Below are 20,625 nucleotides of genomic sequence, written 5' to 3' on the forward strand. Positions count from 1 at the left end.
CATACAAACGTACAATAAATGGACCCGATATGGTAGCAATTGTAACCGGTGACATCGTGGATTCGCGGAAGGTGGCGGCGGATCGGTGGATGAAGACCTTAAAGGAGGAATTGGCTACCTGGGGCAAAGCCGGTGAGGATTGGGAAATCTACAGGGGGGACAGTTTTCAGCTAAAGATTAAAAACCCGGAGGAGGGACTACTCGCGGCTGTGCGGCTAAAGGCAGCACTCCGCGCAATTAACGGATTGGATTGCCGCATGGGAATAGGGGTGGGGACAGAGGATTTTACGGCCACGCGTTTGCTGGAAAACAACGGTACCGCGTACATTCATTCGGGAGAGGCCTTTGATAGCCTGGCCGAATACCGCCAGAAAATACGCATTAAAACGACCAATTCGGAATTTGACGAGGAGATTAACCTTATGCTGAAAATGAGTCTGACTTTTATGGATCATTGGACGGCGAGTTCTGCCCGAATGATCCACCTCGTTTTCAAGCATCCAGATAAAAATCAAACGGAGCTTGGGGCCATGGAAGACATTAGCCAGCATGCGGTAAGTGCGCGCTTGTCGCGGGCCAATTTTTCTATTCTTGAATCCTTTCTGGAATATTTTCCCAAACGACTAAAAACGCAAGTTGGATGATTTTGCTGATAAAATTAGTGCTGGCCCACTTGCTGGGCGATTTTCTTTTACAGCCGGGGCGCTGGGTTCGGGCCAAGGAATCCAAAAAACTTCGCGCGGTGCCCTTTTACCTGCACCTATTGGTGCACGGTGCCTTGCTATTCGTGCTTTTGGCGGACCTGCGCTATTGGCCAATGATAGCCGGGATTGTGGCAACACACGGAATCATCGATATGGTGAAAATTCTCGCACAAAGGCCGACCACTCGTAGGTATTGGTTTTTCATCGATCAATCCGCGCACGGACTGGTTTTACTCTTGGCAGCCATTTATTACGAGCCCGGCCTGATCCCGGGGTTTTTCTTGTCCGAGCGCCATTGGCTGTTGCTTACCTTGTGGTTTTTTTTATCCATGCCCGCTTCGGTAATTATTCAGACCATTATTTCCAAATGGACGCCCTTGCCTGACGATACAGGCGCTTCCCTGGATAAAGCGGGTCAATACATCGGTATTTTGGAACGATGGTTTGTTTTCGCCTTTATTCTGGCTGGAAGATGGGAGGCCATCGGTTTTCTGGTGGCAGCCAAATCCGTTTTTCGTTTTGGCGACCTGCGCCAGTCAAAGGATCGGAAACTCACCGAATACATCCTGATCGGTACCTTGCTGAGTTTTGGCCTGGCCATTTTCTGCGGGCTGCTGTACGAGCTGTTTCTTTTGAGATATTCCTAAACCTTCTAGCCCTGAAAATTTGCCTGTAAAACAAGGGACTTGCTGGACCTGTTTTCAGGTACGGTAAGGAGGGGAACTGCCTTTCGGATCCGGAAAAGGAGATTTTTGATGGCTTTTATGGAGGGTATCTTACTTTTCTGGACCGGATTGGCGAAAGATCATTGGCTGAAATCGGTGCTTGGTGATCGACCAAACAAAAAAAAGGAGGAGGTAACCTACCTCCTCTTTTCCTTTCCAACTTATTAAAGATTAAAAAATTAACCCTAGTTAATAAATAAAAACCAATCAATAGAGGAGGCAGGGTTCGGCCCCATATTCCGTTAGCTGCCCGATCGGAGCTCCGGCCGGAGCGGGCAATGGTTCCAGTAGTACAAATTTTTCAGTTGGATTTTGTTTAAATTTCTCCAGTTGCTCCAGGCAGTACGCTATGTGTGCTTTTTGGGCAAATTCCGTTGGTTTTTGCGCGCCCATCCAACTTTTTAAATCCACCATTTTTGCCAGGGTAAGCGCCTTTACCTGCGCCGGCGCGGAAGCATTCGTGGCCAGTTCCATCAAATGCTGCAGTACCAGTTTCTCTACGGATCGCTTTATTTCAGCGAGATACCCGGATGGGGCCGGGGCGTACCAGGTTCCCTGGAGTATCCTTTCCAGGCATTCGTCCAGCCGGAGTTGTGCCGGGTCCAATGCCGTTTGGCTGACCAGCCTTGCTGCCCTTTCCGGATGAAAGAGGAAGCTTAGGCTGTGATGGGCCGCAATTTCTGCCGGAGCTATGGGGTCGAATACCAGCCCGGTATGTCGCTTGAATACTTCACGTGGATTTGGGTTGTACCCGAACGGCCTGGGAGGTAACTGCTCCAGAACGTGTACAGGAATGGCAAGCGTTTCCGGATCCAGGGTTTGGAGTAGCTGATCCAGAGCGCTTAGTTGAATGTTACGGGATACCGCTTTGTGAGCCTCCCTGCGGTCTCCCTTCAATGCATATCCGTAGTCAACCCCTCCAATGACCTTTGCAGCCGCTTCTACCTGGTACCGATGCAACAGGTACACCGGAACCAACAATTCTTCCAGTTTTGCCAAAGGGACTCCTTTTGGAAGTAGTTTGGGACCGAAGTTTGCCAATGCCTTGCTTCGGATTGCCAGGGTGTTTTCTAACTCCCGAACGGGGTCTGCACCATTGTCCCAGAGGTGTGTTTCCGGGTGGGCAGAACCCGCTGGTCGGGCATCTTGATCCGAAAGGAAATCCAGGCCCTCTTTTCGGTATTCCTGAACCCATCGGTCAAAGGCTTCCTGTTCACTAAGCCCCTCTGGTATGCTCGCATAGGCCATTTTAATCGCTACCTTATCCCAGCTGCCGATTCCTTCGGCGTAGGCATCCGACAGGTCTATGGAACCGTCTTTTGTAAGGGATAACGTGGGATGGGGGTAGTCCATTACCGAGGTCCTGCCTTTGGCGCTGGCAATGTAATTATGAGGCAAACCCAACGTGTGTCCCACCTCGTGGGCAGCCAACTGACGCATGCGGGCCAATGCCAGGTCCATCAGGGCTTTTTGTCCGGGTAGGCGCGCATCGAAATCCCCAGCCAATGCCTGGGCGATGAGGTAGTCTTGCCGCACGCGAAGCGATCCTAGCGTTACCTTGCCTTTAATGATTTCTCCTGTTCTCGGATCGGTTACCCCTCCTCCATAGGACCAGCCCCTGGTGGAGCGATGTACCCATTGTACCAAATGGTACCGAACATCCATAGGGTCCGCACCTTCCGGGAGAAGTTTTACCTGAAATGCGTTTTTAAAACCTGCTGCTTCAAATGCCTCGGCCCACCAGGAGGTCCCTTCCATTAATGCGGTGCGAATCGGTTCGGGCGTACCGGGATCGATGTAGTAAACAATGGGCTTTTCGACTTCACTGGGTGCGGTTCCGGGATTTTTTTTCACCAGTCGGTGCCTTCTCATGGTTTTTATTTCCAGGCTTTGGTCCACGCTGCTGGAGTAATCGAAATAGGTTAGCGCATTTACACCCGCTCTGGGATCGAAGGTCCGGCTTTCAAAACCTTCCGGTGGCAACTTCACAAAGGAATGGTGAAGCCGTAGCCGTATGGCGTTGGGTTCGGGAAGAATATCTCGAATGTAGTTGCCAGGTTGATCCCCTGTATAGGTAATACTTGCTTCCACTTCCGTATTTTCCGGAAAGCTTTTCGTCCGCGAAAGATAGATCGCCGATCGGGAGGGGTCTACTTTGTAGGTTCCCTGTCCGGTTCTTTTGATGGTACTGCTCGCTTTTACGACATCCTGTAGAAAAAACTCCGTTCCATCCACCAGTATCCGGTCTTCTTCCCGGGCGAGGATTTTGAAACCCCAAAGTACCGAGGCCGCAAAGGATTCTTCCACGGCACGCTGTTCCAGCGTATGCTGCGAAGAGGCCCGGTAGGTGTAATTTTGGGCTTCCATCAACAATTTGTTTCCGATGACCTTGAATTGTACGATTTGCGAAGGATACAATTTGCCTCTATCGAGCCCGATATCGTTTGATCCCAGCCCGGCCGCTAGGGAGGGATAGTACAGCATTTCCTCTTCATCGGCCGGAACAGCCATCAATAAATTACCGGTCTTTTCATCCCAATACAGATCGATGAAGCCGGATACTTTTTCCATTCCCGATGTGAGCGCAGCAATGGAGGTTGCTTTTTCAGATTGAGAGAAAACGTTTTGTGCAACAGCCAATTGGAAATAGAAACTACTGCAGATTAAAAATCCTAGGCGAATCGGATACGTAAATGCGTTCATGGAGTTTAGGGTTAGTACGCTATAAAAATAGGTCAACAGCAGGCAACTAGCAATTACTCCAGAGAATTGGCGTCGAGAAATCCCAGCTGGGATCCTTCATACCGTATCAAAATCAATAACCGGATTCGCAACAGTTCCGTTTTTAATCGGTTAATTGCTAACCTTACCGGTCTCAAAAAATGTTTTTTCAATAAATTTTTCATAAATTTGCAATGAATTAGTTGTTAGTGGCTAAGTTCAACCTGAGGAAGCTCCGGTCCTAATCTGGAGTTTCCTCTTTTTCTATCCTTTTAGGTTCTCCATCATCGTTTCCACGGTGGTTAAAAACTTTTCCTTTACCAGCGGATCCGGAGTGGTATCCCAATTTCCCTCGATATGATTGCCTCCAAGCATGATCCCATCCCTGCGGGGTATAAAATAAACGCCCGACATATTGGCCCGATAGGTTAGCTCAGGTTGAGGGATCAAAAAGCAAAGTTGTCCCGAAACCGGCACCAGGTCGTTGTCGCCAAATACCTTCATTGCACCCAGGCCCGTACAATTAACGACGCATTTTTCCGGAAGTGCATCCACATCTTCCGGCCGTCCAAATTCCTTTATTTCAAGTTTTCCTCCGGCGAGTAGAAAATCGTTGGTGAGCATTTTAAGGTAGGAGGGGATGTTGAAGATGGTGGTGGGGTTTTTGGTAACCTGTTTGAACTTAAAGGGGTTTTCCCGACGGGACAATGCCTCTCCTTTGGGATAAAAATCCATTTCCTTCGTGATCAATCGTGTCTTCAGCTCTGCCTCTTTTGGATTCGAAGAAGTGGTATTTTCTCCTTTGATGCTGTAGTTATCCATCCAGTCGACCACCTGATTCAGACCCAACATGCGTTGGTACGTATGGTACGAATGGTAGTAAGCCCGCTTAAATTTTTCCTGGAATTCATTTGTCACTTTATCCGGCTCGATTAGCTTGTGCGAGGGCGACCAGGTGCCGGTTGCCATGGCCGAAGTGACGTTTGGATACACATCTTTCGTGTAGATGGTGACTTCGTATCCCTTTTGCTGCAAGGTTCGGGCGGTAGATAATCCCAAAACGCCGCAGCCCATGACTGCAATTTTCTTCAAACTGGCATCCTCCGGTAGTAGTTCTGCAGCAAGCATGGCGGAACCCCAGGAAAGGGACCAGCCGCTTCCACCATGGCCGTAATTGTGAATGATGTGTTTGTTCCCGAGCTCTTGGGACTCAATACGGGGGCCTGAGCGACGAAACGGGCGTAATCCTACACTTTCTTTGATCACACGAGATGCCGAGATTTTTACTGGCGGCAATCGGGTCTTGCTTAAAATAGCAAAATCTGCATGCGCTTTCAGGGACTGCGCATACAGTCCATTGCTTAGACCAGCTGCCCCCAACGCAGCGATACCGACTTTTCGAATAAAGTCCCTTCTGTGTTCAATCATGTCAATGTGGTTAAAGTGATGGTTGTCTGCTGTTAGACTGGGCTTATTGAAAAATTGGGTTGTAATCGTGGTTGAAATACAAATCAATATTATCAAATATTTCACTTAAAGTCAAAAAATAGGGTGAAAAAATAATTAATAGATTCCGTTTCGTTATAAAAAAATTAATAATGAGATAAAAAACACAGCCAAAATTTGTAGAATGAATTCTTGTTACGATGATGGGGTTTTCCCAAGCCTGTTAGTGAAGTTGAAAACGGAACGTGGCACCGGGCCGTAGTTGTGCAAGCTGAGACATGGACGAAACCGGCAGTTGCAAAACCCGGTGATACCCACCAGTCACTTGCGCATCTTTCATAAGTACAATCAGTGTCCCAGCGGGGGTAAGCTGTACTGTACCGGGATACGTAGGGGTAGAAATCATTTCCGCTAATGCATGAGGGACTTTTTCCTCCAGTTGTATACCCATTCTATTTTGGTTCCTGGAAAGGGTAAAGGGCTGGTTTTGGAGCATTTCCTGCTGAAATTGCGCCAATAGGTAAAACGACGGGCCTCGAAATGCATCAATCATCCGGCTGCTGCCGGAGTTGCCAGATTTTATTTTTAAAAAGGACGGGGGAATGGGTTTTCGTTCCGGTTGGTACGCTAGCTCGTTTCCCTGCGTGAACCTGGATTTTTCTGATATTCCCGGGTAAAAGCTTTTGCTTCCCATGGAAGTTTGGGTAAAAAAGACCCCGTTCATCGCCAAATAGGCCCATTGTCCGCTTGAAAACCGGGGAATAATCAACCGGCCTCCTTCGGGTATCCCGATGATTTGATTTGTTGTGTACAACTTGTTTTCGCAACGACACTCAACCTCGGCGCCCGTAAGTACGAGTTGACAGGCTGCTTCAAACTGGAGTACTACGTTGCCCATGTATAGTTCGATGCAGGCTTCATTTGAGGAACGGCGCATCAGGTGGTTGGCCAATCGAAACGCCATTTCGTCCATTGGCCCGGATAAGGGTACGCCCAGGTCAGCATGAGCTATTCGTCCCAAATCTTGCATCGAGGTCTGCAATCCGGATTTTTCAATATACAGTCTAGCCATGCTCCTCCCATTCTTCCCAGGAAAGGGATTCTTTCTGCTGCAATTCGTCAAAATACGCCAGGGATACCGGGTCAAAACGCAGGGAGTCGCCTGGCCGGAAAGGAACCTCTAGCCGTCCTTGTTTAAAAAACACTACTGGCGTTTTTCCCACCACGTACCAGCCGCCGGGGCTATCCATCGGATAAATACCCGTCTGGCTGCCTCCAATTGCTACAGAGCCGGCACCGATCTTTCGGTCCGGGTTTGTTTTTCGGGGAATGTGGAGGCATTCATCCAGACCGCCCAGGTACATAAATCCCGGCAGAAAACCATAGCAATAAAGCCGATAGGTGGTACGGGTATGCACGTCAATAAACTGGCTCAGGGCGAGTGACTTTTCTTCCAGGTAGCGTGTAAGCTCCGGAACGAGCTGTAGGTCGTAACAAACCGGTACCTTCCAGGAGCGAACCTGAGGACGATCGACCTCTTGCTCGAGGGATCGGGGCAGCCGATCGCGTAACTCGCTGACGCAGGATTCTGTATCCACGCCGGCGTTGACTTGCATGCCCAGCACCTGGTAGCCCTGGTACATCCGATGGATCTTCTCTGCCCAGTGCCGGGCCAACCAGTTTTTGACGGTGAGCAGTTCGAAAAGAATCGGCTCGCTAATCGTTTCCGGCCAATGTATTTCTACGATGTCCGGTCCGATGGACACGATTTGAATGGGGTGGTTCATGGGCCTTGCATTGGCTTTGTTATTCCGGCAACCAATTTGGCGATCGCTACTGCCTGCGGATGGTCTCCATGGATGCAGATGGTTTCGGCATTGATCGGATGAAAACGACCTTTTACGGTTTTCACCTGCTTTTTGTTAATAAATAAGGCCACTTGCTCGCCGATTTCTGCCAGATTGGTCAAAACGGCCTCTGGGTGAATTCTTTCGAGCAGTTGGCTGGCCGAAAGGTAACGCCTATCCGCAAAAACTTCATGGACTATCCGGACACTTCTAGCGCTTGCCGCTCGCTCAATGGCCGAACCAAAGGGCGCATAAATTTGCTGCTCGGGAAATTCACGCTGCAAAAAATCGATCAGATTCTCCGCCAGGAAACTGTTGGAAAGGCTTTCCAGATACAAGGCCCCATGCAGCTTGATATGATGCAGGGAAGCTTTTTGGGTTGTTGCAATCGCTTTTACCCGGTGAATTTGGTTCCGAAGGCTGCTTTGCAGTTCCTCAAAGGGAATATCAAGTGGTAGCCGACCGAAATTTTTCCGATCGGGATAGGAGGGGTGGGCGCCTACCTTTACTCCGTGCTTCACTGCCAGTTTTACGGTCGCTGCGATGGTTTCATCGTCTCCGGCATGCTCGCCACAGGCGATGTTGCAACTCCCCAAATAAGGCATCATGGCCGCATCGGAGGGCATGCCTTCTCCAAGATCACAGTTAATTACTATTTCTTCACGCATGACGATTGGCGATTATCCCAGGTGTATTCGATGGTGTATGTCAAAGCAACCGTGCAGTTAAATTCTTTAGACATCCTACAACATTCTGGCGTTGAATTTCGTCTTGAAGGTAAAAATTACGAATTAATTTATGAAATATAGCTGCAGCATATTGTTGGCGTCGCTTTTGATCGGATTGGTTTCCTGCAGTCCGGTACGGGTATTTTTGGAGAAGAATGAATTGGCAAGTGTGGAAGACTACCGGACATTTTTTGTGATCAACCAGTATTACGACAAGGATGCCTTTGAATCCCCGGTATTGGAGGATAATCTTCATAACAGCCTTACCCTCGGCATGGAATCGTTTGGCTTTGAGCAGAACATGGAAAAGCCGGATCTAATCGTCCGGTACAACACCAATCTTACCGACAGACAGAAGGAAATCAATACCATGCCCATGATGAGTCCCTTTGGTTGGGGCATGTATAGCCCCTGGATGATGCCCTATGGACCAAACATGGGGGGATTTCGGGTGGAAAATTACGATATGGGGGAGTTGGTGGTTGACTTTATCGATACCCGGCAGGACAAAGTAGTCTTGCGAATCAGCGCGGTGGGTGAAATAAACAAGCCCCAGCAAAAAAGCAGAAACCTGGAAACCTCTGTCGATAAAATCCTCAAGGCATTTTCAAAAACCATTGCTACCTAAGGTTTTCCCGGGATTAATACCGTAGATCATAGGTTGACTTGATGACCTGGTATACCCTGTGTACCGGGAGTCCCATTACCGTGTAATAGGATCCCTGTATGGCGGTAATTCCGATCAAACCGATCCATTCCTGTATCCCGTAGGCGCCGGCTTTATCAAAAGGCTGAAATGTTTTGATGTAGTAATTGATTTCCTGATCATCCAGTGCGGAGAACGTTACCTCGGTGCTGTCTGAGATCAATATATTGTGCTGCAAGTCTCGAATGCATACGCCGGTAATCACCTGATGGGATTTGCCTTGCAAGACCTGTAGCATCTCTCTTGCTTCCTTTTCGGTCGCCGGCTTATTCAATAGCCTGTCGCCGGAAACGACCACTGTATCTGCCGTGATTAAAACTTCCTCGTCATAGAGGTAGGGAAGAAAGGCTTCCGCTTTCTTTTCTGCGAGGTAGGTAGCCACCTTGTTTTTATCCAATGACTCGGGAAAGGATTCGTCTGTATCCATGGTTTTTACAGAAAAAGAAAAACCCAACTCTTTTACTAGTTGTTGCCTTCTCGGTGATTTTGAAGCGAGTACGATGGTTTTGTTAATGATTTCCATATATTGGTGATAAGTAGTACGTAGTCCGACCGATCCGGGTGAGCAGATCAGCTGCCCAGGGTGGACCGGCTAGTGGTAGCAGTGAGGTAATGGAAACAAAAGTAGGAATTCTGTGGAGGAAAGCATCCATGACCCGGCTGGGAAAGAATATAAAAGCCAAAAGTCGGCTTAATTTTGCGGAAACCAGTTAAATATAGTAGTTTTGGAGGTTTAAATTCCTTAGTAAAGGTAGCGTTGTTTTACATCAAAGTAATTGCACATTGGATATATTTGAAAAACTAAACACCAATCTCGGTCCCTTGGGAAAGCATTCCGAGTTATCAGAAGGATACTTTATGTTTCCAAAACTTGAAGGGGAGATTGCCCCCCGGATGCGGTTTAAGGGGAAAGAGGTATTGACTTGGAGTCTCAACAATTACCTGGGGCTTGGAAACCACCCGGAGGTCCGCGAGGCCGATGAAGCGGCTGCAAAAAAATGGGGTGCGGCCTATCCCATGGGTGCCAGAATGATGTCCGGAAACACCGATCTCCACGAACAGCTGGAAAATGAGTTGGCAGCCTTTGTAGGAAAAGAAAAAGCGTATTTATTGAACTATGGTTACCAGGGAATCATGAGTGTTATCGACTCCCTTATTGACCGAAAAGACGTAATCGTGTACGACGGTGAATGCCATGCTTGTATCATCGATGCATTGAGAATGCACATGGGCAAGCGATTTGTGTTCCCTCACAACGATATGGAAAGTCTCGGCAAGCAATTGAAGCGTGCCGAGCGGCTTACGAAAGAAACCGGAGGAGGCATACTGGTCATCACGGAAGGAGTATTCGGAATGACGGGAGATATGGGGAATTTGAAGGAAATTGTGAAATACAAGGAGTCCTTTCAATTTCGCTTGTTGGTGGACGATGCACACGGCTTTGGTACCATGGGCAAGACCGGGGCAGGAAGTGGCGAAGAACAAGGGGTGCAAGATCAGGTCGATCTTTATTTTTCTACCTTTGCTAAGTCCATGGCCAGCATCGGTGCCTTCATTGCAGGGGATACCCGGGTGATTCATTATTTAAAATACAACATGCGATCGCAAATATTTGCGAAGGCGTTGCCGTTAATAATGGTAGAAGGAGGTTTGAAGCGGCTGGAAATGCTGCGTAGCAGGCCCGAATTTCGAGAAAATTTGTGGAAAGTAGTAAATGCGCTGCAGAACGGATTGAAAGAAAAAGGCTTCAGTATCGGTACCACCAATTCCCCGGTCACGCCGGTAGTGCTAAATGGTACGGTGGGTGAGGCGGCGACACTGAGCAAGGATTTGCGAGAAAATTACAATATTTTCTGTTCAGTAGTCATTTACCCTGTGGTTCCGAAAGGAATGATTATATTGCGCCTTATTCCAACCGCAGTTCATTCATTGGAAGACGTAAAGGAAACCATTGCCGCATTCGAAGCCATCAAGGGTAAGTTGAGCAGTGGTTTTTACAAAACCACGGAGCTTGCAACCTCATTTGGTGAATAATGGTAGAAAAAACGGGTCAAACTGTAGTTTTATAAACATTTTAACTATATTGAATCAAAAATTAATCTCATCATCAACCTAAATTAACTTTTAATTATGAACAGATTTAGTGAAATCAAGGATCTTATCATGTCGCTGGAAGCTGATTTTGAAAAATTCTACGATAAGAAAAATCAGGCAGCTGGCACAAGGGTAAGAAAAGGCATGCAGGATTTGAAAAATTTGGCTCAGGATATCCGAAAAGAAGTTCAAGACATCAAGAATTCTTAATCCGTAAAAAAAGGGAACCATTTTAATGTTCCCTTTTTTTTTTGTTTTATTCCAGATGCGGCGAATAAAAAAGTCGCGTGTTCACGGCAGCTGCCGTTGCTTTAATTCTGTTTTTTAGGTCTTCCGATGCGCTCACAAGGGGTAGTCTGACAAAATCGTCGCATAGTCCCAAAATTTGCATCAGGCATTTTACCCCCACCGGGTTACTTTCTTCGTACATCAGTGGGTTGATGTCCAGTAAACTAAATGTTCCTTTTTTTGAATACGTGTCATTCCCATGAATGATGGATCCGATGATTTCTGGATAGGCATTTGCCATAACCGAAATCACGCCTACCGCACCGATGCTTCGCATCGGAGTAGTGCTCATGTCGTCTCCTGAAATCAATAAAAAATCATCCGGCTTGTCCCGGGCAATCCGCATGCATTGGTCCAGATTTCCACTGGCCTCTTTGATACCAATAATGTTGGGATGTTGGGCGAGCTGCAGGGTGGTTTGGTGGTTGAGGTTGGACATGGTCCTGCCTGGCACGTTGTACAAGATTACCGGTACCGGGCAGCGGTCTGCAATGGCCTCGTAATGGGCAATAATTCCGGTTTGACTGGGTTTATTGTAATAGGGACTGACGGAAAGGATAGCGTCGATTTCCGAGAAATCGATTTCATCCATGGCAGCAAGTACCGCTTGGGTATTGTTTCCTCCCAATCCGTATACAATTGGAAGTCGCTGTCGGTTGATTTTTTTTATGAATGCCAGTACTTCCAATTTTTCTGTTTCCGAAAGCGTAGCCGACTCTCCCGTGGTACCCTGTACTACCAGGTAATCGACGTTGCCCAGAATGACATGCTCGACTACCCGTTCCAATGCAGGGTAATCAATCGCTCCACTTGCTTGAAATGGGGTAACCAATGCCACTCCGGTACCTTTGAATTTTTTCATTTTACTAATTGATCTGCTTTAAATATTTAATCAATAATGCCGTACCCGATTGGATATCTTTTTCCTCCTTGTTTAACATCAAATCCAGATAAGGCTTTAGCTCTTCGCTAAAAAAACCCATGCTGTACGATGACGCTTGTAATTGAAGCAGATAAAGGGTAAAGTAATTCAGCTTTTCAGAAGTAAAAATAATCAAATCTGGTCGAACGGAAAGCAATTGGTTTAGTTTTTCTCCTGGTTTACCAAATAGTGTAAAATCTTTGTAGGAAAACGCCTGTTCATCCACAGATTTTTCGTCGTAGTAATTTCCGAGGATTTCAATTTTTTCACCGAGATCCCGATGCACCACCGCCGCTATCTGGTCGATCTCCTCCTTATCGTTGCCCAATATTGCGATGGTTTTGATATTCTCTATGTGCAATAAGATGGACTTCTGGGTCTTCAATTTCCTTGGTTTCTCCAAAGCATTTTTTACAAAATATTCCCTAATCCACTTCATTGTGTGTTGTTTAATCTTTTTATACGGTTTTACAAATTTCCAGGAATTCCTGCTCAGACACGAGGGGAATTCCCAATTTTATGGCCTTTTCCTTCTTGCTAGGCCCCATTTCCTCGCCCTCTACGATAAAATCCAGATTTTTTGAGACGGATTTTGCATAGGTGCCTCCATGCGACTCGATAAAGGCCACAATCTCGTCTCGTTTAAAATGATTTAATCGCCCGGAGGCAAGAATTTTCTTGCCTTCTAATGCCCGGCTGGTGAGTTTTGTATCGTCCTCTTCTATAGCGAACCGAAGCCCCTGTTTCTTTAGCCGGTCAATAAGGGCCAGGTTTTTTGGGTCGGAAAAAAAGTAGCGAATACTTTGGACCAGGGTTTCCCCGACGCCGTTGATCTCCAGCAATTCCTCGTCTGTGGCGCCTATTAAATGGTCGATAGTTTTGAAGTGCCGGGCCAGTAAAATCGCCGTATTTTCACCAATATTGCGGATTCCCAGGGCAAACAATACTTTTGGAAAGGGTTGAGCGATGGACTGTCGAATCCCTTCCATCATGTTTTGGATGACCCCCTCCTGAAACGTGCCTCCTTTAAGTTTATTTACCTGGTCCATGTAGCCCCCCTCTATCCGCAGCCCACCCCGGATCAATAGGTCATGCAAGGTGCTTTTATTTTTGGATAGTGCGGTCAACTGCCCCAGGTTTTCCCTTCCTTCCGGTAGAATGCATGCCAAAACACTGGCCACGGGAACAAAATCTTCCACTGCATCGAAGTCCTGATTTTCGAGAAGGTCAATAAGGCATCGCAGACGGGCCGGATTTTCTGCCTTTTTTCCAGAAATTTCAGCCAATTGGTCGGCAAAAATGCTGATTTTTTTAAGTAAGCCGGTCGATTGCTGACTTTCCAAAAAGGTTTCAATCTCTTTCAGCCTTACCTGTTGGGTAAGGGCGTATAAGGCTTTTTTTATTCCGACCAGCAAGTAGCCCTCGCTGCTTTTTGTGTAGTGATCGTCCGAAACCTCCAGGCCTAGCAAGGATTCCCTTTTTTCCGGAAGGTCGTAAATATCCGCCGGATTACTTAGGTAGCCTTGTTCAATCAAGCTGCGCAGCCGTTCGGTACCCAGCGAATCAATATCCATCGCTCTCTTGGAGACAAAATGCTCCATTCTCCCCAGTATTTGGGGCGGACAACCGGCCTCGTTGGGGCAAAAGTGTTTGGCTTCACCCTCTTTTCGTTCCAGTGGGCTGCCACATTCCGGACAGGTGGCGATGAAGCGGATCGGTTCGCTGTCGTTGTCTCTTTTTTCACGAACTACCTCGGTTATCTTTGGGATAATTTCTCCTCCTTTTTCCACGCGTACCACGTCCCCTTCGTGCAAGTCTAGCCGTAAAATTTCGTTGGCATTGTGCAAGGAGGCCCGCTTGACAGTCGTTCCTGCGAGGGAAACAGGAGTGAGGTTAGCGACAGGTGTAATAGCGCCGGTTCGGCCCACCTGGTAGGTTACCGAGAGTAAGGTGGCCGTGGCGCTTTCTGCCTGGTATTTAAATGCAATGGCCCATCTGGGGATTTTAGCGGTATAACCCAGCTCCTCTTGCTGCTGGTAATCGTTTATTTTTACGACCACACCATCCGTTTCCACCGGCAATTGGTGGCGTTTTTCCCGCCATTCCTCAATATAGGCCAGTACTTCATTTACGTCACTACATTTTTTGAAGGTGGGGGAGATATTGAAGCCCCAGGATTTTAGCCGATCGATCGCCTCGTCGTGCTTGTCCATGGGTAGCTCGTCGGCGATCAATTGATACAGGTAACAATTCAGTCTTCTTTTGGCGACAACTGCCGAATCTTGCATTTTTAGGGTTCCCGAAGCGGCATTGCGAGGGTTTGCCAAGGGCATTTCACCCCGATTTATCCGCTCCTCGTTGATCTTCTCGAATTCTCTTCGCGAAAGAAAAATTTCGCCGCGTACTTCAAAATAGCTGGGAAGGGATTTGTCTCCCCGAATAACCAGTGGAATGGTGCGAATGGTTTTGACGTTTTCGGTAACCACATCTCCTTTGTATCCATCTCCCCTGGTGACGGCACGGATTAAATGTCCATTTTCGTAAACCAGACTAATGGCTACCCCATCAAACTTCAACTCACAGAGGTATTCAAAATCCCGGTGGCCCAGCCCTCTTTCTACCCGCTCGTCAAAAGCGTTCAATTCCTCTCTGGAGTAGGTGTTGCCCAACGAAAGCATGCGAACTGCGTGGGTAGCTGTTTCGAAACTCTTGGTAATCGTTCCGCCTACGCGTTGCGTGGGACTATCCGGCTCCCTTAACTCCGGATAGAAATCTTCCAAAACCATTAGTTTGTCCAACAACTGATCAAACGCAAAATCACTTATTTCGGACCTGTCTTCCTGGTAATACAAGTGATTGTGGTAATTGATGGTTTTTGTCAATTCTGCGATTTGTTTTTCCGCCTCTTCTTTGCTTGGTTTGTTCATTGAAAAAAAGTCCACATATCCTCTTTCAAATGTAGTATTTTTGGTTCATATACCATGTACCCCAGCTGTAATTCGAGGAAGTTTCGCTCATTTTTCCTGGGGATTTAGTCCAGTGAGCCATCTTCCTCGATAAAGGAATTCTTTATTTCCTCTTCGGTCATTTTCAATTTCATCTTGCAGGTTTTTACCAGTGTACTGGCTTCCCTGACCAATTGGGTAAGCTCGTCCATGCCCTGGTCCTGCTCTTCCAATTGAGAAACAATGGTTTCCAATCGCTTGAGTGCCTCGTCATACGAAAGACTTTTTGTGGGTTTTGTCATGCGGGATCAATTTTTTTAATTTGGGAAGTGATTTTCTTATTCGGACTGTACGTAACGATCGTGTCTCCGGATTGAATTCTGGTTTTGTGCAGCGGAACCCCGTCTTTTTCCGTGCGCGTATACCCTTTGGATAGAAGGTAGACCGGATCGGAACGCCGTATGGTTTTCTCGTATTGTTCAAGCTTCAGAAGGGACTGTTGCAAACGAATGCTGCTGGACTTTTTTAGGTAAAACTGCAAGTTGGTTACCTGGATGCGTTTTTTTTCTAGTTTATGCTGGGATAGTCGCAGGGTTTTTTGTGCGGAGCTGTCCAACTTGTTTTTTTCACCACTCACTTTTCCGTAAAAAAGGTTTTTAAGCAGGTGAACGTTTCCGAGCAGTCTTTCCGAGGCCAGTTTTAGTTTTTTTTGGGTGTACCGTTCTACGTAGACCATCTGTCGCCGCAGGGAATCTTCGTATTCTTGAAATCCGGAAAGAATAAAGCTAGCCACAGCTGTCGGGGTTTTTAGCCGGGTATGGGCCACCAGGTCGGCGATGGATTCGTCCCGCTCGTGACCGATTCCCGTGACAACCGGGAGAGCGGCATTGGCGATGGTTTTTGCCAACTCATAGGCATCGAAGCAATCCAGGTCCGTTTGGGCACCGCCTCCCCGAATAAGTACCACCATGTCAAATCCCTCCGTCAATTGAAGTTCTTCGACCCGGTCAATGGCCCCAATTATTTCGGATACCGCATTGTTTCCCTGCATGGAGGCCTGGAAAAACCGCACATGTACCCGATAGCCATAGGGATTTTCCGTCAATTGATTGACAAAATCACCGTATCCGGCCGCTGTCACCGAACTAATGAGGGCAATTTTTTGACTTACCTTTGGGAGTACAAACTGTTTGTTTTGGTCGAAAAGTCCTTCTGCTTTCAGTCGATCGATGATTTCCTGACGCTTTCTTGCACGCTCCCCCAGGGTGAAATTAGCGTCGATGTCCTTGATCACCAGACTAATGCCGTATAGTTCATGAAATTGAACCGTAACAAGTGCCAGAATATTCATCCCGCTTTGCAAGGGCGTACCCGTCACCGATTCGAATTTTCTCCGGATCGTCTGGTAGGTGTAGGACCAAATATTGCCCCGCATTTTTGCCACGATCCCCGAAGAAGCTTTCTCAACAAGGTCCAGGTAGGCATGTCCTTTTACGGAATCCCTGAGCTCGCCGATTTCCGCGATTACCCAGTAGCTGGGCAATAGGTTGGCATCCAGGGTTTGCTTGATCTGTTCGTTGAGTGCTGCTAAAGTGATGGCCTGTTGCATACCACAAATAAACAAAAAATTACCGTGTCTAAACCAAAAAAACCGGCTCTTTGCCGGTTTTGTGGTAGCCGTTCCATTTTCGTTTTGAAAAGAACAGAATAAGATTGGTTTAGTTTGCTTACTTTCGTTAGTTTTCCGGCTGTCGTTCGCGTTCTTTTTCCCGCTCTCGTCCCTGCATGCGGTAAATGTGGCGGGCAAAATCCCTATTGGTCTCGTTGAGTCGCAAAGCTTGTACGGGCGTCAATGTTTCGGAGACCTTGCCGAGGAATTCCTTTTCCTGCTGTAAAAGTGCTTGTTGGAGGTCGAAACGCTCTTCCATCAATTCCTGTGCTACCGACTGGGTAAGCCCATCTTCCTTTGCTTTTTTGGAAATACGGTACAGCTCTCGCATTAGTTCTTTGCGGCTATCCTCGTGTTCGTTATACAGCGGCCAGAATTTTTCTGCCTGTTCCGGGCTAAGCGATAGCCGATTGGTAATGAAAGCCACCCGTGCCGCTTCCAATTTTTCCCGGTCTACCCGCTTTTCCCGTTGCCCGTAGCCAGTAAGGGAGCAAGCGAACAAAAGCCCGATTACGATCCAATTTTTCATATCAAAACAAAATTTCGTTCAACAACAACTCCTCGTCTTCCGCTCCCAATTCAGATCGCCACTCCGCTGCCGTTATCGCATCCAGGAGTTCGTTTGGATTATCTGCCAGCAGCAATACATCGACCTCATCCCAGGTACCGGCAGTAATGTAATAATCCACCTCTTCATTAATGGCCGTTTGAAAATTGGTAGCGTCGCTTTCTACACGCGGAACCAACACAAGGGCAAAACCAACCACGAAGACCACTGCGGCTGCCACTCCAGTGAGGTACAACTGCCGAATCCGCTGCTTTCTTTTCCTCAGGATTCTATCCGGCAGGCTATCAAAATAGTTTTCCGGAGTTTTAAAGATCGATTCTTTTGGAAATTTGTTCATACGATTGATTAGACAGGTAATTTTAACAAAGGTTTACTCTTCCTTCAGAATTTCTTCAATTTTTTTTACCGCATGGTGATAGCCCGCTTTCAATCCGCCCACAGTGGTTTGGGTCATTTTGCTAATTTCCTCGTACGGTAGATCTTCGAAGTACCTCAAATTAAAGACCAAACGTTGTTTTTCCGGTAAGCGGATGATTGCCTTTTGCAATTTACGCTGTACTTCGTCCCCATCAATAAGGGAGGAGCGGTCCAGGTATCCCAACATCACCTCGTGATGGTCCTCCATGGAGAAGAAATTTCTCCGCTTTTTCTTTTCTAAAAAATTAAGGCTTTCGTTGACAGCGATCCGGTATATCCAGGTGAATAATGTGGATTTCCCATGGAAGGAGTCAATGTTTTTGTAAGCCTTGATAAAGGTATTTTGCACGATATCATCTGCATCCTCGTGTATGATTACCATTTTTCTCACCATCCCGTAGACCCGTTTCTGGTAGGTCTCCACGAACACGCGAAAGCCCTTTTCTCGGGTTTCGGGGTCTTTAATTAGCTCTAAAAGTTTTGCGTCAATTAGGGGTACCATTCGGGAACTTAGACCGGGTAAACCCGCAAAGGTTTAATCGCTGGTGCAAAAAGAATCGCTGCTTCCCTGGGTACGGGGTCAACCTGGGCGCGCACGTGGGGCTTGTCCCGGCTGTCGCTACCTTGTGCAAAGTATGGTTTCTCATGGAAGACCGATTTCTTTTAGCGTGGCTGTATTTCCCCGCAAAAAATCCGAGATTTCCATACGCTTTTTGCCTGCCAACTGGAGTTCCATTATCGCCAACATGCCTTCGCCGGTTTGAACGTGCAGGTAAGTTTGGTAATCGGTGGTAAATTCACCGGGTTGCAGCCCCTGTTTGCTTTGGTCCACGAGTTGGCTTCGGTAGAGTTTACAGATCCGGGAACCGAACCAACACCAGGCCGCGGGATAGGGCGATAGTCCCCTAATCAGGTTGTGAAGCTGCACAGCGGGGGTTTTCCAGTCGACTTCGCAGGTTTCCTTGTGAATTTTTGGTGCCTGGTGCACGGCTTTTGATGGATCCTGGGCTTTTGGGTGAACGGAGCCCTCGGCTATGGCTTCTACCGTCTTGCGTACCAGGGCGGCTCCTTTGTGCATGAGTCGGTCGTGAAGCGTGCCCGCGTTGTCTTCGGGTACTATCGGTTCTTCCTCCTGAAACAGGATGTTTCCCGTATCGATTTCCTGTTGGAGAAAAAAGGTGGTCAGCCCTGTTTTTGTTTCACCGTTTATCAATACCCAATTTATCGGGGCAGCTCCCCGGTAATCCGGTAAAAGGGACGCGTGTAGGTTAAAGGTCCCCATTTTCGGCATGGACCAAACGACCTCCGGAAGCATTCGGAATGCCACTATTACCTGCAGGTCTGCCCTGAATCCACGTAAGGTCTCCAAAAATTCCTGGCTTTTCAGGTTGGGAGGTTGCAATACCGGTAATTGATGCTCCGTTGCAAATGCTTTTACCGGTGAGGGTTTGGGCTTTCTTCCCCTGCCTTGTGGTTTGTCCTGGGCGGTGACTACTGCCACAACGTTCCATCCTTCCTGTACCAGCAGTTTCAGGGAGGCAACGGCAAAATCAGGGGTGCCCATAAAAAGGATTCGCAATTTTTTTTTCATAATCAATTAATCATAAATCAGGTAGTTAGCCCGGATTCGTCGGTAGTTGTCCAAATCTTCTTCCCAGGATTCCCTGATTTCTGTCGCCGAAGCTCCGTCTAAAATGGCTTTTCTCAATTGGTCGCTTCCAGCGAGCTTGTCAAAAAAAGCATTGAAGAATCCGGTACCCGTATCGGCTATTCGATAGGCCTCCAGCAGGTAGTCCAGCGTAAACCGATGGCTCAAGGGCTCCGATCGGAGGTCTTTTCCATAACAAACCTTATCTTGCTGCGGAGGGTTTTTGGACATGCCCTCGATGCTTACCGGAGTAAAGGTGAATTCCCCAAATTTCGGATCGGGATACCCATATACCTGAAAGGGAAACAAGGTGCCTCTACCCAGGCTGATGTCTGTGCCTTCAAAAAAGCAAAGGGAAGGGTAAAGCCGGATGGAAAGGTCGTTGGGAAGGTTTGGGGAGGGTTTTACAGGAAGTGAATAGGCGTCCGAATGCTGCCAGTTTTTGATGGTGATAATATCGATTTCTGCGTTGATTCCGCCTTTTAGCCACCCCTCTCCGTTGATCATTTGGGCCAACTCGCCTACGGTAAGCCCATGGACTACCGGTATGGGGTGCATGCCCACAAAACTTTCAAAACCGGGCTGAAGCACGGGTCCGTCGACGTAATCTCCATTGGGATTTGGGCGATCCATGATCATCAAGGGCTTGCCCTGTTCCGCGCAGGCTTCCATGAGGTAATGAAGGGTGCTGATAAACGTATAGAAACGAACGCCCACGTCCTGTATGTCGAAAATCACCACATCTACATCCGCCAGGGCTTCCTGCGACGGTTTTTTTGAATCTCCATAGAGCGATACCAGCGGAAGCCCTGTTTTCGGATCCACCTGGTTTTCTACCTTCTCTCCGGCGTCGGCATTTCCCCGGAAACCGTGTTCCGGCACAAATACCTTTTGTACGGATATGCCCTCCTCCAGGAGAAAATCAACCAGGTGTTTGGATTCGCGCTGGGTTAACACACTCGTTTGGTTGACCGCCAAGGCCACGCGCTTGTTTCTCAGCTTGGGTAGGTAGACCGATGGGCGATCGGCGCCAGGCATGATTTCGGTATCGTTTTGGGAGGGCAGGGGCTCTTTCCTGTCGTCATTCGAATCGGTTTTGCTTGTGCAAAATGTCAGGCTACCAAACAAAAATACCGGGAGAAGTATTAATTTTACGTGCTTCATGTTAATTTGCATTTCAGTTAACAAAATAAACGA

Annotated in this window: 21 protein-coding genes; 5 read left to right on the forward strand and 16 right to left on the reverse strand. The window is 47.7% G+C overall.

Going from position 1 to position 20,625, the window contains the following annotated elements; genetic code table 11:
* Positions 1-29 precede the first annotated feature (29 nt).
* Together GCU44_RS10250 and GCU44_RS10255 are read left to right on the forward strand one after the other, a co-directional pair.
* Entirely contained in the window at positions 30-644 is a 615-nt protein-coding gene (locus GCU44_RS10250; protein ID WP_154856318.1) for a SatD family protein, read from the forward strand.
* On the forward strand, positions 641-1,351 hold the full coding sequence (locus GCU44_RS10255) for a DUF3307 domain-containing protein (RefSeq protein ID WP_154856319.1): 711 nt from the start codon (positions 641-643) through the stop codon (positions 1,349-1,351). The genes GCU44_RS10250 and GCU44_RS10255 overlap by 4 nt, the downstream gene beginning before the upstream one ends.
* A 285-nt stretch (positions 1,352-1,636) precedes the next feature.
* Here the strand turns inward: GCU44_RS10255 and GCU44_RS10260 are convergent, their stop codons facing one another.
* The 5 genes from GCU44_RS10260 to GCU44_RS10280 all read right to left on the reverse strand — a co-directional run bounded on the left by GCU44_RS10260 (position 1,637) and on the right by GCU44_RS10280 (position 8,111).
* Positions 1,637-4,132 (reverse strand): zinc-dependent metalloprotease, encoded by a 2,496-nt coding sequence (locus GCU44_RS10260; protein ID WP_241684901.1) that lies wholly within the window; start codon positions 4,130-4,132, stop codon positions 1,637-1,639.
* Between the two features lie 282 nt (positions 4,133-4,414).
* Complete coding sequence (locus GCU44_RS10265; protein WP_154856320.1) at positions 4,415-5,578, reverse strand: FAD-dependent oxidoreductase; 1,164 nt, start codon at positions 5,576-5,578, stop codon at positions 4,415-4,417.
* 241 nt (positions 5,579-5,819) lie between these two features.
* Positions 5,820-6,668 carry a 5-oxoprolinase subunit C family protein gene (locus GCU44_RS10270; RefSeq protein ID WP_154856321.1) on the reverse strand — a complete coding sequence of 283 codons (849 nt, stop codon included), beginning with the start codon at positions 6,666-6,668 and terminating at the stop codon, positions 5,820-5,822.
* Positions 6,661-7,383 (reverse strand): 5-oxoprolinase subunit B family protein, encoded by a 723-nt coding sequence (locus GCU44_RS10275; protein WP_154856322.1) that lies wholly within the window; start codon positions 7,381-7,383, stop codon positions 6,661-6,663. Before GCU44_RS10275 ends, GCU44_RS10270 begins: the two co-directional genes overlap by 8 nt.
* Positions 7,380-8,111, reverse strand: a complete 732-nt coding sequence (locus tag GCU44_RS10280; RefSeq protein ID WP_154856323.1) for a LamB/YcsF family protein — start codon at positions 8,109-8,111, stop codon at positions 7,380-7,382. Before GCU44_RS10280 ends, GCU44_RS10275 begins: the two co-directional genes overlap by 4 nt.
* 130 nt (positions 8,112-8,241) lie before the next feature.
* Between GCU44_RS10280 and GCU44_RS10285 the strand changes: the two genes are divergently transcribed.
* Positions 8,242-8,799 carry a DUF4136 domain-containing protein gene (locus GCU44_RS10285; protein WP_092169755.1) on the forward strand — a complete coding sequence of 186 codons (558 nt, stop codon included), beginning with the start codon at positions 8,242-8,244 and terminating at the stop codon, positions 8,797-8,799.
* A gap of 13 nt (positions 8,800-8,812) precedes the next feature.
* Here the strand turns inward: GCU44_RS10285 and GCU44_RS10290 are convergent, their stop codons facing one another.
* Entirely contained in the window at positions 8,813-9,400 is a 588-nt protein-coding gene (locus GCU44_RS10290) for a Maf family nucleotide pyrophosphatase (protein WP_092169753.1), read from the reverse strand.
* A 260-nt stretch (positions 9,401-9,660) separates the two neighbouring features.
* Here GCU44_RS10290 and GCU44_RS10295 point away from each other — a divergent pair, with 260 nt between their 5' ends.
* Positions 9,661-10,911: an aminotransferase class I/II-fold pyridoxal phosphate-dependent enzyme gene (locus GCU44_RS10295; RefSeq protein WP_092169750.1), complete on the forward strand. Its 1,251-nt coding sequence runs from the start codon at positions 9,661-9,663 to the stop codon at positions 10,909-10,911.
* A gap of 96 nt (positions 10,912-11,007) precedes the next feature.
* Positions 11,008-11,181 (forward strand): histone H1, encoded by a 174-nt coding sequence (locus GCU44_RS10300; RefSeq protein WP_174238248.1) that lies wholly within the window; start codon positions 11,008-11,010, stop codon positions 11,179-11,181.
* Between the two features lie 46 nt (positions 11,182-11,227).
* Here GCU44_RS10300 and dapA read toward each other — a convergent pair whose 3' ends face one another.
* The 10 genes from dapA to GCU44_RS10350 all read right to left on the reverse strand — a co-directional run bounded on the left by dapA (position 11,228) and on the right by GCU44_RS10350 (position 20,592).
* Entirely contained in the window at positions 11,228-12,121 is an 894-nt protein-coding gene (dapA, locus tag GCU44_RS10305) for a 4-hydroxy-tetrahydrodipicolinate synthase (protein WP_154856324.1), read from the reverse strand.
* A 4-nt stretch (positions 12,122-12,125) separates the two neighbouring features.
* The gene (locus tag GCU44_RS10310; protein ID WP_092169746.1) at positions 12,126-12,620 is read right to left on the reverse strand and encodes a DUF6913 domain-containing protein; all 495 of its coding nucleotides are present in this window, start codon (positions 12,618-12,620) and stop codon (positions 12,126-12,128) included.
* Between the two features lie 19 nt (positions 12,621-12,639).
* The gene (gene ligA, locus GCU44_RS10315; protein WP_154856325.1) at positions 12,640-15,108 is read right to left on the reverse strand and encodes an NAD-dependent DNA ligase LigA; all 2,469 of its coding nucleotides are present in this window, start codon (positions 15,106-15,108) and stop codon (positions 12,640-12,642) included.
* 104 nt (positions 15,109-15,212) lie between these two features.
* Positions 15,213-15,428 (reverse strand): exodeoxyribonuclease VII small subunit, encoded by a 216-nt coding sequence (gene xseB / locus GCU44_RS10320; RefSeq protein WP_092169741.1) that lies wholly within the window; start codon positions 15,426-15,428, stop codon positions 15,213-15,215.
* A complete protein-coding gene (gene xseA / locus GCU44_RS10325) occupies positions 15,425-16,735 on the reverse strand; it encodes an exodeoxyribonuclease VII large subunit (RefSeq protein ID WP_154856326.1) in 1,311 nt (436 codons plus the stop codon). Before xseA ends, xseB begins: the two co-directional genes overlap by 4 nt.
* A 127-nt stretch (positions 16,736-16,862) precedes the next feature.
* The gene (locus tag GCU44_RS10330; RefSeq protein WP_154856327.1) at positions 16,863-17,324 is read right to left on the reverse strand and encodes a Spy/CpxP family protein refolding chaperone; all 462 of its coding nucleotides are present in this window, start codon (positions 17,322-17,324) and stop codon (positions 16,863-16,865) included.
* A gap of 1 nt (position 17,325) precedes the next feature.
* Complete coding sequence (locus GCU44_RS10335; RefSeq protein ID WP_154856328.1) at positions 17,326-17,700, reverse strand: hypothetical protein; 375 nt, start codon at positions 17,698-17,700, stop codon at positions 17,326-17,328.
* Positions 17,701-17,733: 33 nt separating this feature from the next.
* On the reverse strand, positions 17,734-18,282 hold the full coding sequence (locus GCU44_RS10340) for an RNA polymerase sigma factor (protein WP_154856329.1): 549 nt from the start codon (positions 18,280-18,282) through the stop codon (positions 17,734-17,736).
* Between the two features lie 141 nt (positions 18,283-18,423).
* Positions 18,424-19,371, reverse strand: coding sequence for a methionyl-tRNA formyltransferase (gene fmt / locus GCU44_RS10345; RefSeq protein WP_154856330.1), 948 nt, complete (start codon positions 19,369-19,371; stop codon positions 18,424-18,426).
* Positions 19,372-19,377: 6 nt separating this feature from the next.
* The gene (locus GCU44_RS10350) at positions 19,378-20,592 is read right to left on the reverse strand and encodes an exo-beta-N-acetylmuramidase NamZ family protein (protein ID WP_154856331.1); all 1,215 of its coding nucleotides are present in this window, start codon (positions 20,590-20,592) and stop codon (positions 19,378-19,380) included.
* Positions 20,593-20,625: the final 33 nt, after the last annotated feature.

The organism is Cyclobacterium xiamenense (genome assembly GCF_009467825.1).
GTDB lineage: Bacteria > Bacteroidota > Bacteroidia > Cytophagales > Cyclobacteriaceae > Cyclobacterium > Cyclobacterium xiamenense.